The sequence below is a fragment of the Streptomyces sp. 1222.5 genome, from assembly GCF_900105245.1.
Taxonomy (GTDB): domain Bacteria; phylum Actinomycetota; class Actinomycetes; order Streptomycetales; family Streptomycetaceae; genus Streptomyces; species Streptomyces albidocamelliae.
Genome location: NZ_FNSZ01000001.1, coordinates 559245 through 574584 on the forward strand (window position 1 = coordinate 559245; position 15340 = coordinate 574584).

Genomic DNA, 15340 nt, shown 5'->3' on the forward strand with positions numbered 1-15340 from the left:
CGGTCGCCCTCCTGCCTCCGCTCGTACGCCGCCTCGACCGGCTACGGGTGCTCGTAGAGCTGAAGCACGCCGGCGAGCGAGAAGCAGAGGGCGCCCGTGAGGGTGCCCCAGTTGGCGATGTCGGCGTTGACCAGGCTGCCGGTCGCCGGGCGGGTGTACGCGGCGAGTGCGGAGACCATGAAGAGGACGGAGCCGAGCTGGTTCACGGCGACGATCCACCAGCCCAGGCTGTGCGGGTGGACGCAGGGCCGGCCGTGGCAGAGCTCGACGAAGCCCAGGTGCCCCGAGACGAGGAACAGTACGCAGCCGATCACGTCGGGCACCCAGATCAGCCGGTTGACCTGCTGGACGCTCAAGCCCTGGAGGAAGGAGTCCAGCAGGTTGACCGCGAAGACGAGCGTGCCCAGGAAGAGGACGAACGCGCCCAGCCAGTCCACCCGCATCGGCTCGTAGCTCCACCACCGCCAGCGGCGGGTGGCGAGTCGGCCTGCCCCGGTGGTGTCGTGGCGGGGTGCGTTGATCACCTGGAGCAGCGAGACATAGCCGCCGGTGTTGAAGAACAGGCCGCCCGCGAAGTAGATCGACGCCAACTCGGTGGCGTCGCCCGACCCGTACAGGGCGAAGCCGGCACCGGCCGCGAAGAGGCCCCCGCCGATGACGAACGCGACCGCCGCGATGACGTTGAGTCTGCGCAGCCGGCCGAGAGCGGCGACGTCCGCACGGGTGCACCGGCTCTCCGTCCCGCCGGGCGGGCGGACGGCGAGTGCTCCGCGCCGTCGTGCGGTCCGTGACTCCCACACCGCCTCCCCGCCGCCGGGCAGCGGCCAGGTGACTTTGGTGACGAACGGTCCAGCGCCCTCGGCATGCTGCTCAGGCTGCCCCACGCGCCGAGCCTAGACATCGGCCGGGACCGCAGGGCTCACGAAACGCCGAACCGCGCGCGGGTCCCGCTGGGTAAGCTCGCACGCAATTGTTCTCGGCCGTGCGGGGAGGGGTCGTGGCGGGCCAGCCCGGTGCGGACGTGGCGGACAGCGAGACGGCGGGGCTCGGCGCCGGCCGTCTTCTCCGCGATCGATCCCCCGTAAAACCCGCGCGACATCCCCCGATAACATGTTCGACTTATGGCGATCGACCTGGACACCGGCCCTTACACCGGAAAAACGCACCATCCAGCTCGATCGGCAACCTTCATGGACAATATCGACTAAAATCGGCCGGAAAATTGACACCAACAACACCGCGGGTATTCGCGCGAATAGACTGGAGATCCGCATTCGCCGCATGGCGCCGGCCGCGGGCGATCCTGTGGACCGTGGCCGGGGCCGTCACCGTCGGCTTCCTTGTCGCGCTGGAGATCGCCGCACGCCACTACGGCCTGCCCGGGCCCATGACGAACCAGGCGAAAGAAGTCGTACTCGCGCCCAAATCCGGGCCGCTGCTGTACGCCAGCATGGCGTTGATGATGGTCGTGCTCCCCTGGCGGCAACGGTTCATCGCGGCCGGTGTGGCCGTCGGCATCGACATCGTCTTCTTTCTGGTGCGGTGGGCTGTCGACGCCAAGATGATGTTCGGCAACGGAGCGTTGTGGGTGGTGCTGGGCTATGCGGTCATCGCGGTCGCACGACGCACAGGCCGGGAGCGCGCGCTGCTGCTGAAAGGCGTCGGCCTGGCGCTGCTGCTGGTGGCCGGCCGCAAGACGGGTGACACCTGGCTGCTCATCACGTCGAAGACCCGCCCGACGGTGCTGGACCAGTACGTCGCGACGGCCGACCACGCGCTGGGCAACCCGTCGTGGGTGGTCGGGAGAGTGGTCAGGGCCACCGGTCCGGTCGGCACCCATCTCCTCGACTACGTCTACATCCAGCTCGCGGTCGCCGCGGTCGTCGTCGCGCTGTACCAGCTGCGCGACGTGGCGAAGGAGGGCCGCTTCCCGAGCCACCACCTCGTGCGCACCTTCCTGGTGATCGGCCTCCTGGGGCCCGGCATCTACATGCTCTTCCCCGTGGTCGGCCCCGTCTTCGCCTACGGCCCCGGCGCCACCGGCACCGGCGGTCTGCACTGGGCGGTGGGCGACCTCTGGCCGAACACGCCACCGGTCGGCGCGCCGCACCCGATGCTCTACGACGATCTCACCCCACGGAATTGCATGCCCAGCCTGCACACCGCGTGGGCCACCGCGATCTTCATTCATTCCCGCAAGGCCCCACGCGCTCTGCGCATCGGAGGCGCGTTCTGGCTCGTCGCCACCCTCGGCGCGACTCTGGGTTTCGGCTACCACTACGGTGCCGACATCATCGCCGGCGTGGTGTTCACGCTCACCATCGAGGCGGCTCTGCGTTCGGCCGCACGCGGCTGGGATCGCGCGGGAATGCAGTTCGTCGCCTACGGAACAACGGTTTTCGGCGTGCTGCTGATCTCGTACCGCTATCTGCCGGTGGAGATGGCGAAGCACCCGTGGGCGTTCGGCCCCCTTCTCGTGCTGGCGACGGCCTCGGTGATCCAGGGCTACATTCGGACCACCAGAACGTGGGAACCCCAGGTCGCCCCGGTCGTACAACCGGAGCCCCAACCTGAACCCGTCTGAAGCCTGCCGCACCGAGATGTCGACCGGGTGAATCACCAGTGGCGGAACACGGTGTCGAGGGAAACGGAATGAGTTCGCCGCTGGTCCGGGCCCGTCGTCCCCGGACCGGCCGGCGCGTCCTGGAGGACACGGAACACGGTGAGCGCCGCCAGTCTTCCGTGCCGTTCCGGCCGCCCGCCACTTCGCTCCGCCGACGCTCTCGGGCGGTCGGGCGCCCGTCGCCCCCGGGGCCGTTCGGCTACAGGCGGACGACGATCAGGGCGACGTCGTCGCGTCCGCCGTCGGCCACGCCGAGCCGGGTCAGGAGGGTGTCGGCCAGTTCGTCCGGGCTCATCCGCGCGTGGCGGCCGATGACGTCGGTGAGGCGGCGCAGCCCCACGTCGATGTCCTCGTCGCGGCGTTCGACGAGTCCGTCGGTGTACAGGACGAGCGTGTCGCCCCGGTTGTACGGCACCGTGACCTGGGGGCGCTTGTCCTCGTCCAAGGGCACGCCGAGCGGCGGATCGGTGGCTTGGTCGAGCAGGACCGTGGTGCCGTTCGCCTGGGTCAGCACGGGCGGCAGATGCCCGGCGCTGGTGTAGATGACGCGCTCGGCACGCGTGTCGACCACAGCCTTGACCGCGGTCGTGGCCAGAGCGCCCTCGCAGGTCTGGGCGTAGCGGCTCAGGACGTCCATCGCTCTGCCGGGTTCGTCGGTGGCTCGGATGGCGGCGGACAGCGTGCTGCGAAGCATGCCCATGACCGCGGCGGCGTCGAGGCCGTGGCCCACGACGTCGCCGACCGCGACGGTGTACCGGCCCTCCGGCAGGTCCACGACGTCGTACCAGTCGCCGCAGACGTTGAGTGAGCGCGCGGCCGGCAGGTAGCGCACGGCGATGTTGCGGTGCTCGGCCAGGTCCGGGGTGTGCAGCATGGACTCCTGGAGCCTGAGGGCGGTCTGCCGCTCCCGGCCGTGGGCGTCGCGGAGTTCGTCGTTCAGGCGCTGGAGTTCCTGTGCCCGCGTGTACAGCTCGGCCTCCATCGCGGCCCGCTCGCCGCACGGGTCGTCGGGCCCCGCCCGCAGGTCCCGGCTCATCAGGAACTCGGTCATGTCCTCGACCCGGTGGATGATCCACGCGACCTCTCCGTCGGGCCCCAGAACGGGCGTGTTGATCGGCGACCACCACTTCACCTGGAAGACGCCCGGACTGCCGGTCACCGGGACGTCGTACTTCTGCACCGCCATGGTGTCCGGCCTCCGCGAGGACAGGACCCGTTGCAGGGATGCGCTCAGATTGCGCACGCCGTCGGCATGCGGGTCGGCGGGATTGTCGGGGTGGACGTCGAAGAGGTAGCGGCCGATCAGCTCGTCCCGGGTGCGGCCGGTGGCCCGCAGGTACGCCTCGTTGACCTCGGCGATCACCAGGTCGGGGCGGAGCACCAGGTAGGGGCTGGGCGTCACGGTGAACAGCGCCCGATAGTCGATCCGCGATGTGGTCACGGTCGGCCTCCCGTCGCGCCGCCGGCTCCCGTACCAGAAGTATGCGCCCGGGGGCCGCCCGCGAGCGCGCCCGAGGGGGGGCCTTCAGGGGCGCGGGCCCGCGCCGCCGCCGAGTCCTCCCGGCACCAGACCCGTCCACTCGGCTGCCACGGTGGCCGGCTCCGTGTGCGGGCCGATCCACTCGCACAGCAGCACGGTGGCGTCGTCCTGGAGACGCCCTTCGTGGTACTCGAGCACGGCATGGATGAGGCGGCGCAGGGTCTCGGGCACGGGCAGGCCGTCGGCGTGGTGGCGGATGAGGAAGTCGGTGAAGCGCTCGATGCCGAACTCCCGGCCACCCGGCCGGCGGGCCTCGGTGATGCCGTCGGTGTACAGGACGACGCGGTCGCCCGGCTGGAGGTGCTCCTGGCAGGCGGTGGTGGGCAGCCCGAGGTCGGTGCCCATGGGATGACCGGGCGTGCAGGCCAGGCGGGTGGTCCAGCGGTTGTCCCGGATGACGATCGGCGGGTGGTGGCCTCGGTTGACCCACTGCAGGACGCCGGTGCCGGTGTCGAGGGTGGCCAGGATGCCGGTGACGTACCGCTGGTGGTCGTACTGCTCCAGCAGGGCCGCTTCGACGGCATCGGACCTGCCGACGAGGTCGGCGCCCTGGCGGCGGGCATTGCGGTAGGCGCCCAGCGCGAGCGCTCCGGACAGGCCCGCGGCGGTGTCGTGGCCCATCGCGTCGAAGATCGCCAGGTGCACCAGGGGGCCGTCGACGGCGTACTCGAAGACGTCGCCGCTGATCTTGTAGGCCGGTTCCAGCGAGGCGGAGATGGCCACTCGCGCGTCCGCGTAGGTACGGGGAGGCAGGAGATTCCACTGCATCTCCGCCGCGAGGCTCATCGGCTGCGCCCGCACCCGCTTGGCCAGCTCGTCGCTCGTCGGCCGCTTGCTCACGATGATCAACGCGATGAGCGCGGCCAGCGCCTCCATGTCCGTGCGGGTCGCGGCGTCGTTGCGGCCCGCGCTCACCCGGATCAGCCCGATGCGTTCCGTCCCGTCCAGCAGCGGTACCCACCACTCGAAGACGTCCCCACCCGCCGACGCGGCGGGCAGGACGTCGCTGTACTGATACGCGCGTCCCGGTACGGTCCCCTCCACGTGGAGTTCCGCCTCGTGCTGCCCGCCGGTCGCCTCGTCCCCGGCCAGCAGGCGAAGGCTGTTGCGCTGCAGGTCCGCCACGTAGATGACCACCTGGTGGAAGCCGGCGGCGCGCGCGCATTCGGAGGCCTTGGCGGGCAGCATCTCGGCCGGCATGCAGTGGCTGGCGCGCAACAGATCGGCGAGCATCGCCCGGCCTCCCTCGCCGCTCCCACCCTCGCCGCTCCTTGCCGTCACCGTCCACCTCCCGTCGTCGCCGGTCCGACACGAGCACACACGCCTCCCTCACTACGAAACACCAGGAAGCGGCGAACGCGCACGAGCACGCGGGCGCTGCGGCGGGGCCGCGACCGGACAGCGGTGGGGCCAGGCGGCCGGCGTATCCGCGTGCCGGCTACGCGGAGGCCTCGATGGCCGCCGGGAGGCCGTTCAGGCGGAGGCGGACGGCACCCCGCAGATGGGCGAGGTCGGCGGCGCCGTCACCGGTGGGTACGAGGAAGGCCGCCTGCTCGGTCCAGGTCAGCGAGGTGCCCCGGCCCTCGGGGGTCAGTTCGACCGTCACCAGCGAGGTCCAGCGCAGGACGTCGTCGACGAGTGACTCGTAGCCCTGGACGATGCGCCTGTCCGGCACGATGTCGAGGTAGCGGGAGCGGTACTCGACGCGTTCCTCGGTGCCGTCGAGGTGGCGGAAGGTGCCGCGGGCCCGATCGCCGCCGCCGATGCGGAAGTCCAGTGTGTACGTCGCGCCGTGACCGGGGAGTTTGAACCAGCGCCGCAGGACCTCGGGATCGGCGAACGCCCCGTACACCGCCCGGGGTTCGGCGTCGAGGTGCCGGGTCTCGGTGAAGGCGGTGTGCTGGGCGGCCGTCACCGCTCGCGCGTGGGTCATGATCGGTGAACGCGGGGCCGGCGGCCCCCATTCCCGCCCGCGACGGGTCCGGCCGCCTCAACGCCGTTCAGGGACGGCCGTGTTCCGGCACAGGCGTCTCGCGCCGACGGCACGCGCGGCCGGGGACGCCTGCTCTTCGGTCGAGCGGGCATACGGCGTGAGCCGGGGGACGGACGCCGCCGGCGACCGCCGTACGCCCGCTCGACCACAGGGGGAACCATGCCGACCGCCGCGACCCGGAGAACCGCCGGCCCTCCGCAGCCGACGCGGGAGAAGTGAATGGGTACCGCCACGAAGGTTCCCGAGACCCGGGACATGAGCGGCGAGGAACTGTCCGGCGACGAGGCGTGGGCCGCCCTGCGCCGCTATGGCGGCTGGTCCCTGCTGCGTGACGCCTTCACCCGATTCCGGTACGCCGACGGCTTCAGCCACTCCCGGGCCCTCGCCCTGCAGACGGTCCTGGCCGTCATCCCCCTGACGATCGCCTTCGTCGGCCTGTCGGCCACCCTGCACACCGAGACGCTGGGCAGGCTGGCCGAACTGACGATCCACCGGATCGCCCGGGGGCCCAGCGCCGGCGTCGTCGACGACGCCCTCACCCGCGGCCGGCGCACGGCCGGTGACGGCGCCGCGGTGGCCCTCTGGCTCTGTGCCGCCTTCTCCCTGGTCAACGTCACCACCGCGATGTGCCAGATCGAGCGGGGCGCCAACCGGATCTACGGCAACGAACGCGACCGTCCTTTCCGTGCCAAGTACCTGCGCGGCCTGCTGATGGCCCTCGGCGCGGGGCTCCCGCTCGGCCTCGGGTTCGTCGTCCTGGTCGCCGGTGACGACCTCGCCGCGGCGGCGGTGGCGGTCTACCACCTCGACGACAGCGCCCGGACGGCCTGGGACGTCCTGCGCTGGCCCTTCGGGCTGCTGCTGGCCCTCATCTCCGCGAGCACCGTCTTCCGCCGCTCCCCGCGCCGCAGGCAGCCCGGCTACACCTGGCTGGCGTTCGGCGCGGCCGTCTACCTGATCCTGTGGATGACACTGACCTGGCTGCTGACCCTCTACCTGAACGTCAGCGGTTCCTTCGACACGATCTACGGCCCCCTGAGTGCCTTCATGTCCTTGCTGCTGTGGGCCTACCTGACCTCCGTCGCCCTCTTCCTCGGACTCGCCTTCGCCGCGCAGCTGGAGGCGGCGCGCGGACGGCGGCCCGAACCGATCCGGGCCGACCCCGGAGTGTGAGTGCTCCTGTGCGGGCACCCGTCATTCTTGGGACACGTTTTACGCAACGCACGCAACTGGGTCCGGTCCCCTGTCTGTCTGACAGGGAGTCGGGCCCATGAGGGCCGAAGGGCTAGAGAGCGGGGGCAGGTCGTGGGACGGCGCAAGGGCGGCATAGGGATCGCACTCGTCACGGCTGCGGTGCTGGTGGGCGCGAGTGCCTGCGGCGGGGGCGGTGGTGACAAGGCGGGCGGGGACGACGCCAAGGCGTCGGGCAAGCCGGGTGCGAGTGCCTCGCCCTCGCCGAAGAAGCCCAAGGGGCCGCCGATGCTGCTGGAGACGATCACTCCGCAGAGCGGAACCACGGTGGGCGTGGCCATGCCGATCTCGGTGGTCTTCACGAACCCGGTGGCGGCGAAGGCGCGGGCGAACGTCGAGAAGCACTTGAAGGTCAGCACCTCGCAGCCGGTCACGGGCGCCTGGCACTGGTTCGGCGACAAGCGGGCCGACTGGCGGCCGCAGACGTACTGGCCCTCCGGCACCAAGGTGAAGATCGACGCCGACATGACGGGCGTCGGCAACGGCAACGGACGCTACGGCGTGCACGGCTACACGCACACCTTCAAGATCGGCGACGATGTGCGCGCGGACGTCTCCGTGACGGGCCACACCATGAAGGTGACCCGCAACGACAAGACGGTGCGCACCCTGTCGATCAACGCGGGCAGCCCGCAGTACCCGACGTGGAACGGCACGATGGCCGTCATCGACAAGCAGGAGAAGGTCCACATGACCTCCTGCAGCGTCGGCATCAGCTGTGACAAGGGCAGCTCCAACTACTACGACCTCACGCTGCCCTGGGACGTCCACCTGACCCAGTCCGGCACCTACGTGCACTACTCGACCGGCGACCCCAACCCGGGCAGCGGCAGCGCCCGCGGCTCGCACGGCTGCGTCCACCTGTCCATGTCGGACGCCAAGTGGTTCTACGGCCAGGTCAAGCAGGGCGACCCCGTCACCATCACCGGCTCGTCGCGCGCCAAGGCCCCGGCCGACAACGGCTATGCGGCCTTCAACCTGAGCTGGGACGAGTGGCTCGCGGGCAGCGCGTCCGGGAAGGGAACGACCTCGGCGCTGTGACGTCCTGATGTGACGGGCGGGCCGTCCGCCGCTCCCGCGGTCCTGTTCTCCTCCCGGAGAGCGGGACCGCCGTCCTTCCCGGCCGGCGGCTCAGCCGGTCTCGCCCCCGGACTTGATGAGCGGCGCGTCCCGAGCGAACTCCCGGAACCCGACGCCGTAGTACAGTCCGCGTGCCCTGGGGTGCCCCGGTGCGCCCAGGCAGGCGACCGTCATGTGGTCGGCGCCGGCCTCACGGGCCAGCCGCATCCCGTGCAGCAGCATCGCCCTGCCGAGCCCGCGCCGCCGGTGGTCCGGGTGCGTTCCGACCGGCTCGAACTGGGCGGTCCTGTTGGCCGCGTCGAGCCACATGATCGTCGATGCGGCCATCGTCCGGTCCGGCGCCTCCACCAGTACGTGCAGGTCGCCTCGGTACGGCGGGGTCCGCCGTACCCCCTCGTAGCCCTCGGCCGTGTACGTCGACGGTGTCCAGGCGTCCACGTGCGCCTGGACCGCGGCCCGCGGCCCGGCCTCGTCGGCGGTGCGGAACCGGAAGCCGTCGGGCAGTACCGGACGTTCCACGTCGTCGAGGTCCCGCTGGTTGAGCTGCGTCCAGGAGCCGGTGTCGCCGAGTGCGGCCGGATCGGTCCCGTAGCCGTGCGCCGCCCAGCGCCCCATGGCGTACTCGTCGGCGGCGCTCGGCACCACGGTGCGTTCCACGCCGGCCGCCACGGCGTCGTACCAGTCGATCACCTCGTCCACCAGTTCACCGTGGTCGGGATGGACCTGGTAGCTCAGACCCGCGCCGGTGACGTTCTTCACCGTTCCGTCGCTCCGCGTCACCCGGTGGGGCAGGACCACCCACCCCCAGGCGACCAGGACGTCACCGGAGAACCACAGGCGGCGGACCCAGCTCCCGCCCTCGCGCGCGTGGCCCTTGCCCCAGATCCACGCCAGTTCCCCCAGCGACGCGTCGCTGTTCACCAGGTCGGGACGGATGGCGGTGACCCGCTGGGCCAGGTCCTGCATGAGCTCCACGTCGGCCGCCGTCAGAAGCTCGAAGTCATCCATGGTGCGCCACTGTGCCAGGGCGCCGCGGCGCCATCGACTGCTTTTCCGGGCGCGGAGCCGGAGCCGAGGGGCGCGCGGGGCTTGCCGCGCGCCTCTGCGGTCTGGTTGGGTACCAGCGCCGCAGGCACGGTGGGCGTGCCGGGCGGTGGGAGCGGAGCGATCAACGTGCACACGACGGTACGGCAGGACGGCTCGTGGTCCTTGCCCGAGGGGCTGGGACAGGCGATCCGGGGCACCGCCGAGGAGATCGCCACGCTGGTGCGCGGCGCGAGCGACACGGCGCTCGCCGTGCCGGGGTCGAAGTGGACCATCGGCGAAGCCGCCGCCCATCTCGCCATGGCCAACGAGCTGATGGCCGACCTGGCGGCCGGACGGGAGCGCCCCTACGGCGACGGGACCCCGCAGAGTCTCGCCGAGGCGAACGCGAAGTCGCTCGCCGTCTTCGACGAGCGCGGGGCGGAGCCTCTCGCGAGGATGATCATGGAGCAGGCCGAGGCGTTCCTGGACGCCGTGTCGGGTTTCGAGGCCGACGGCCCGGCACCCACCACGCCGCTGGGCCCGATGGACCGCTCCGTTCTCGCGTCCTACCTGCTCACGCACATGCTCGGCCACGGGTACGACCTCGCTCTCGCCATGAAGCGGCCGCACATGATCGACCGGGCCCGGGTGGGCCTGTGCATGCCGTTCATGCTGTCGGTCATGCCGCGGGTCGCGAACCCGACGGCCACGGCCGGGCTCGACGCCCACTACCGCATCCGGCTGCGCGGGGGCGGCATGTTCGGCGTGGCCCTGGCCGACGGCGCCGTGCGGGTGACACCGGGGCCGCCGCCGCGGCGCGCGGACTCCACCATCCTGCTGGATCCCGTCGCCTTCCTGCTGATCGCGCTGGGCCGGCTGAATCCCTGGCGTGCCATCGCGCAGGGGCAGGTCCTCGCGTGGGGCACCCGGCCATGGCTGGCCCCCCGCTTCCCCACCCTGTTCACCGCGCCCTGAGCCGACGGTCAACGGATCGACGGTTGTCCCCGGCGCGGGCGGCCGGTGGCACCGCCGCGGGAGCGGTAGACCACGTAGGGCCGCGCCAGGCAGCCGAGGGGTGGCGCGAACGCGTGGACGACCCGGCTGAACGGCCACAGCGCGAACAGGGCCAGGGCGAGCAGCGCGTGCACCTGGTACACGAGCGGTCTGTGCGGCATGGCCGTGACGTCGGGTTCGAGGGTGAACAGGCTGCGGAACCAGACGGCGACACCGAGCCGGTGGTCGTAGGGGTCGGCCGCCGAGGAGACGGTGGCGGTGAGCCCGGCGAGCAGGACGAGGGCCGGCAGGGGGTGCATCACCCGGTCGCTGCGGCTGGTCCCGCGGCGTACGGCGGGCACGCGCAGACGGCGGTACAGCAGCAGGCCGAGACCGGTGGAGGCGGCGACGCCCGCTGTGCCGCCCATCGCCAGGGCGACGGCGTGGTACTGCTCCCCGCCCATCCCCAGGCGCCCGGTGAGGGCCTCGGGGACGAGCAGGCCCACGACGTGGCCGCAGGCCCGTTCATCGCCATGGACGCGCCCACCGAACTCCTCGGCGCACTGGAGCCGTTCCTCGAGCGTCAGGCCTCATGGATGGGCGGCCTCGGGGCATACCGGTGACGCGTCCGGTGCCGGCCCTCTCTCGACGAGAGCGAACACACCCGTGGGGGCCCACCGGCCGGACCGGCGGACCCCCACGGCGGTCGCCTCCTGGGTCAACCGAGCGCGTTCCAGAACGCGCAGTGGTGGCGGAGCCGTGCCGTGCCCGTGGGCGCGATGTGGTCCGGTGCCAGTGACTGCACCGTTTGTTCGGACCAGGGCGGTGCGGACGGGCCGTTCGGGTCGGCGGTGCGGGCGAAGCGGGTCCAGTAGTCGATCATGGTGTCGGCCAGCCGCTGCTGTGGCGCGGTCAGCTCGCGGGGGCGTCCGCCCAGGTCGAACAGATAGGGCAGCTCGCTCGCATGCGGTGCGCCGAGTGGGAACGGCGGTGTGCCGGGGGTGAGCGGCGGGGCATGTTCGTCGGCGAACTCGTAGCGCCAGACGGGCACATGGGCGGCGAGCAGGTCGCCGGTGCGTGCCGTGGGGCAGGCGAAGTCCGCGTCACCGATGACCGCGCCGAACACCTGGCCGCCGTCGTTGCGGTGCACCGGGTACTCTCGGACGATCGCCTTCGCCCGGCCCGGGGCGGGGAAGAAGGCGGCCGCGACGTCGGGCCAGGTGCCGGGAGTGACGGGATTCCCGGCCTGGACGATACCCGCGGCCCAGCCGTTGCCCTCGTCGTGGTTGTTGCCGATGAGCACGGGGACACGGTGGAAGTGGCCGGCGGCGATCGCCGCCGCGGGCTCGCCGGGCAGCAGGGGCGTGCCGTACGCGGGCTGCTGGTCGGTGTCCTGGACGGCGAGGAGCCGGGTGACGTCCACGCGTCGCAGACAGGCCATCACCTCGGGGGCGGATCCGCAGCCGGCCGTCGCCGCCAGGTCCGCGCCCGTGGCACGGGCCCTGGAAAGCGCGACGGAGGAGGGGGCGAACGGCCGGTCGGGGCGCCCCGTGCACGGGCCGCTCTCGATGATCGCCCGGTCGAAGAGGCCCGCGGCGGCCGGTGACGCGAGCTGGGCGCAGACGCTGTAACCGCCCGCCGACTCGCCGGCCAGTGTCACGTCGTGCGGGTCCCCGCCGAAGGCTCCGATCTCGGCCCGGACCCAGCGCAGCGCCGCCTGCTGATCGGCCAGGCCGAAGGTGCCGGAGCCGGGCAGCCCGCGGTGTGCGAGGAAACCGAGGGCTCCGAGGCGGTAGTTCACGGTGACGACCACGACGCCGCCCCGGGTGGCCATGCGGTGGGCGTCGTACGAACTGCCCGCTCCGGTGGTGAAGCCGCCGCCGTGCAGCCACACGATCACCGGCCGGGAGCGTGCGGGTCCCGCACCGTCGGGCGTGGTGACGTTCAGGTGGAGGCAGTCCTCGTCGGTGCTGCCGCCGGGCACCTCGCCGGCGGGTTGCGGGCAGGCGCTCGCGGGCCGGGTCGCGTCCCGCACCCCGGACCAGGGGGCCGCCCGGTGGGGCGGCGCCCAGCGCAGCCCGCCGCTCGGGGGCGCCGCGTAGGGGATGCCCTCGAAGGTGCGGTAGCCGTCGTGGCGGGCACCGCGCACCAGGCCGTCGTGGGTACGCAGAGTCGTGGTGGCACCCGGCGCCGAGCCGGCAGGGGTGCGGGTCGTCGCTGCGGCGGGACGGCCGGGCTCCGGCGATGGCGCCGCGGACCAGGCCGTCGCGAGTACGGCGGCCAGGGCGCAGCACAGGGTGGTCAGGACGCGGTGCGTGGTCATCGTCTCCCCCAGCGGGTCAGCTGCCGCCCATGCCGCCCTGCGCGGCGATCATGGTCGTCGGCAGGGCGCGTACGGCCTTCTCCAGTCCGGGCGCGAGGGCTGCGAGCCGTGCCGTGCAGGCGTCGATGCGGGCCCGGAAGGTCTTCTGGTCCTGGCGTGACACGACCGAGCGGACTCCGCCGGCGGCGGCCAGCGCGAGCAGCGCGGCGTCGGCCAGGGGGATGTCCTGTGCGGGGCCGTCCCCGTGCAGCGCGGCGGACACGCGGGTGTGCGGTGCGGCGGGCGCGGCGTGGTCCGTCAGGGTCAGCCGCCGGGTGCCGAACGGGGTGCGGGGTTCCCGCACGGTGAGGAGTCCCTCCGCGGCAAGCCGGTCCTCCACCTCCGTCAGGGTCCGCTTGCGGTGGCGGCGCACGAGCTGCTTCCAGCCGTGACCGCCCGCGGCGTCGCACAGCACGCCGTCCAGGACGGGGTCGCCGGTCGGCCGGGTGCCGGACACGGTGACGGTGCCGCCGTCCTCCCCGAGCCGGCCGCGCATCGCGAGGTCGACCAGGGCGGCGGCACGGACCAGCAGCTCCGTCCGGGAGCGGTCGTACGGGCCGTGGGCCGCGTCGTCGTGGGCGAGCAGATACATGTGGCGGGTCAGGTCGTCGGTCACGTCTCGACGCTACGGCCGGGCGCCCCGGCCACGGATCGGCCGCGGGAAGGGACCGGCACTGGGAGCACAGGAGGATCGCGGCCCGGTCTCCTCCTGGAGGAGGAGACGGCTGTCAGGGGCGCCGCGGCTGGACGAGGCCGTGGTCATAGGCGGCGACCACGGCCTGGACGCGGTCGCGCAGACCCAGTTTGCGCAGCATCGCGGTGACGTGGTTCTTGACGGTGGCCTCCGACAGGCGCAGCCGCTCGGCGATCTCCGCGTTCGACAGGGCCTGCCCGATCAGGGTGAGCACCTCGCGCTCGCGGCCGGAGAGGTCCCGCAGGGAGGGCGGCGGCTCGAGGTCGGGCGTGGTGCGCAGGAACCGGTCGAGGACGCGACTCAGCACGGTCGGCGCAAGGAGCGCGTCGCCGCGCGCCGTGAGCCGGATCGCGTCGACGAGTTCGGCGGGACGGATGTCCTTGAGCAGGAACCCGCTCGCCCCGGCGCGCAGGGCGGCGACCACGTGCGCGTCCACGTCCCAGGTGGTCAGCACGAGCACTCGGGCCCGGCTGCCGCACTCCGCGATCCGCCGAGTGGCCTCGATGCCGTCCAGGACGGGCATGCGTACGTCCATCAGCACCACGTCGGGCTCCAGCTCCCGCGTCAGCCGCACCGCCTCCCGGCCGTCGGACGCCTCACCGACCACCTTCAGGTCGTCCCGGGCGTCGATGATCATGCGGAATCCGGTGCGGACCAGGGTCTGGTCGTCGGCCACCACCACGCGCAGCGTCATGACGCACGCTCCACCGGCAGCCGTGCCGCCACCTCGAAACCGCCTCCGGGCAGCGGACGGGCGCGCAGGCTGCCGCCCACGAGCCGGGCGCGCTCGTTCATCCCCACGAGACCGCGTCCCGATCCGGCCGTACCCGAACCACCGGACGGGGTACGCCCGTTGTCGACCACTCTCACCGTCACGCACTCCTCCTCAGCCGTCACGCGCACACTCACCTCGTCGGCGCCGGCCGCGTGGCGCAGAGTGTTGGTCAGGGCCTCTTGGACGATCCGGTACGCCGCCAGGTCCACCGCGGCCGGCAGCCCCTCGGTGGCGCCCTCGCGGTGCAGGCGCACGGTCATCCCGGTGGCCCGTACGGTGTCGGCCAGCTCGTCCAGACGCGCGAGCGAGGGTACCGGCTGCCTCGGCTCCCCGGCCTCCTCCCCCTCGTCGGGCCGGAACGCTCGTAGAAGCAGGCGGAGTTCGCCCAGCGCCGAGCGGGCACTCGTCTCGATGGCCCGCAGCGCCTGCCGGGCCTGTTCGGGCCGTTCGGTGAACACGTGGTCGGCGGCGCCCGCCTGAATGACCATCACCGAGAGGGTGTGGGCGACGACGTCGTGCACCTCGCGCGCGATCCGTGCGCGTTCCTCCACCACGGCCCGGCGCGTCTCCGCCCTCGTGCGGGCCCGTTGCGCGCCGCGCCACTGCCCTGCGGTCCATGCCAGGACCACCGTCAGCAGATAGACCGTGAGCCCCGTGGGGCCGCCCGCCGCGAACGCCAGCGGCGCCGGCAGACACATCGCCGCGAGCGCCCGCGCCGACATCCACCGCGGTCTGGTCGCCGACAGCACGCACAACGTGATCTGCGCCGCGAGCAGCGCTCCGGTCAGGGTGACGGCGGGCAGCAGCGCCCACACCGCGAGACCTGTCACCGCGTCGGCCGCGAGTACGGCGATCGGGGCGCGCACCTGCCACCTGAGGGCAAGGACCTGCGCGAGGACCAGGGCCACGGCCACGGCCGGCCGCGGGCCGTCGTCCGCGCCGGCGACAAGCACCGAGGTGCCGAGCACCGCGAGCACCAGACCGGCCGACCCCCACCACAGGG

14 protein-coding genes are annotated in these 15340 nt (G+C 72.5%); 4 read left to right on the forward strand and 10 right to left on the reverse strand.

Annotated elements, in window-relative coordinates; all coding sequences use genetic code 11:
• Window positions 1-41: 41 nt before the first annotated feature.
• The gene (locus tag BLW57_RS02700; protein ID WP_093471847.1) at window positions 42-884 is read right to left on the reverse strand and encodes a hypothetical protein; all 843 of its coding nucleotides are present in this window, start codon (window positions 882-884) and stop codon (window positions 42-44) included.
• A gap of 416 nt (window positions 885-1300) precedes the next feature.
• Here BLW57_RS02700 and BLW57_RS02705 point away from each other — a divergent pair, with 416 nt between their 5' ends.
• Window positions 1301-2584 (forward strand): phosphatase PAP2 family protein, encoded by a 1284-nt coding sequence (locus BLW57_RS02705; RefSeq protein WP_371127842.1) that lies wholly within the window; start codon window positions 1301-1303, stop codon window positions 2582-2584.
• 238 nt (window positions 2585-2822) lie between these two features.
• On the opposite strand, the gene BLW57_RS02710 is transcribed toward BLW57_RS02705, so the two are convergent.
• The 3 genes from BLW57_RS02710 to BLW57_RS02720 form a co-directional block, all read right to left on the reverse strand.
• On the reverse strand, window positions 2823-4064 hold the full coding sequence (locus BLW57_RS02710) for a PP2C family protein-serine/threonine phosphatase (RefSeq protein ID WP_093471850.1): 1242 nt from the start codon (window positions 4062-4064) through the stop codon (window positions 2823-2825).
• 84 nt (window positions 4065-4148) lie between these two features.
• A complete protein-coding gene (locus BLW57_RS02715) occupies window positions 4149-5396 on the reverse strand; it encodes a PP2C family protein-serine/threonine phosphatase (protein ID WP_093471852.1) in 1248 nt (415 codons plus the stop codon).
• Between the two features lie 205 nt (window positions 5397-5601).
• A complete protein-coding gene (locus BLW57_RS02720; protein WP_093471853.1) occupies window positions 5602-6096 on the reverse strand; it encodes an SRPBCC domain-containing protein in 495 nt (164 codons plus the stop codon).
• 279 nt (window positions 6097-6375) lie between these two features.
• Here BLW57_RS02720 and BLW57_RS02725 point away from each other — a divergent pair, with 279 nt between their 5' ends.
• Both BLW57_RS02725 and BLW57_RS02730 read left to right on the forward strand, forming a co-directional pair.
• Window positions 6376-7329 carry a YihY/virulence factor BrkB family protein gene (locus BLW57_RS02725; RefSeq protein WP_093471855.1) on the forward strand — a complete coding sequence of 318 codons (954 nt, stop codon included), beginning with the start codon at window positions 6376-6378 and terminating at the stop codon, window positions 7327-7329.
• 132 nt (window positions 7330-7461) lie between these two features.
• Window positions 7462-8448 (forward strand): L,D-transpeptidase, encoded by a 987-nt coding sequence (locus tag BLW57_RS02730; protein WP_093471856.1) that lies wholly within the window; start codon window positions 7462-7464, stop codon window positions 8446-8448.
• Window positions 8449-8538: 90 nt separating this feature from the next.
• On the opposite strand, the gene BLW57_RS02735 is transcribed toward BLW57_RS02730, so the two are convergent.
• Window positions 8539-9495, reverse strand: coding sequence for a GNAT family N-acetyltransferase (locus tag BLW57_RS02735; RefSeq protein WP_093471858.1), 957 nt, complete (start codon window positions 9493-9495; stop codon window positions 8539-8541).
• A gap of 165 nt (window positions 9496-9660) precedes the next feature.
• On the opposite strand from BLW57_RS02735, the gene BLW57_RS02740 reads away from it, so the two are divergent.
• Entirely contained in the window at window positions 9661-10488 is an 828-nt protein-coding gene (locus BLW57_RS02740; RefSeq protein WP_093471859.1) for a maleylpyruvate isomerase family mycothiol-dependent enzyme, read from the forward strand.
• 8 nt (window positions 10489-10496) lie between these two features.
• Here BLW57_RS02740 and BLW57_RS02745 read toward each other — a convergent pair whose 3' ends face one another.
• The 5 genes from BLW57_RS02745 to BLW57_RS02765 all read right to left on the reverse strand — a co-directional run bounded on the left by BLW57_RS02745 (window position 10497) and on the right by BLW57_RS02765 (window position 15314).
• Window positions 10497-11012 carry a respiratory nitrate reductase subunit gamma gene (locus tag BLW57_RS02745; protein ID WP_371127769.1) on the reverse strand — a complete coding sequence of 172 codons (516 nt, stop codon included), beginning with the start codon at window positions 11010-11012 and terminating at the stop codon, window positions 10497-10499.
• A gap of 212 nt (window positions 11013-11224) precedes the next feature.
• On the reverse strand, window positions 11225-12829 hold the full coding sequence (locus BLW57_RS02750; RefSeq protein ID WP_093471862.1) for a carboxylesterase/lipase family protein: 1605 nt from the start codon (window positions 12827-12829) through the stop codon (window positions 11225-11227).
• 16 nt (window positions 12830-12845) lie between these two features.
• Window positions 12846-13484, reverse strand: a complete 639-nt coding sequence (locus tag BLW57_RS02755) for a GOLPH3/VPS74 family protein (protein ID WP_093471864.1) — start codon at window positions 13482-13484, stop codon at window positions 12846-12848.
• 112 nt (window positions 13485-13596) lie between these two features.
• Window positions 13597-14256 (reverse strand): response regulator, encoded by a 660-nt coding sequence (locus BLW57_RS02760; protein WP_093471865.1) that lies wholly within the window; start codon window positions 14254-14256, stop codon window positions 13597-13599.
• Entirely contained in the window at window positions 14253-15314 is a 1062-nt protein-coding gene (locus BLW57_RS02765) for a sensor histidine kinase (protein WP_093480482.1), read from the reverse strand. The genes BLW57_RS02760 and BLW57_RS02765 overlap by 4 nt, the downstream gene beginning before the upstream one ends.
• Between the last annotated feature and the right edge of the window lie 26 nt (window positions 15315-15340).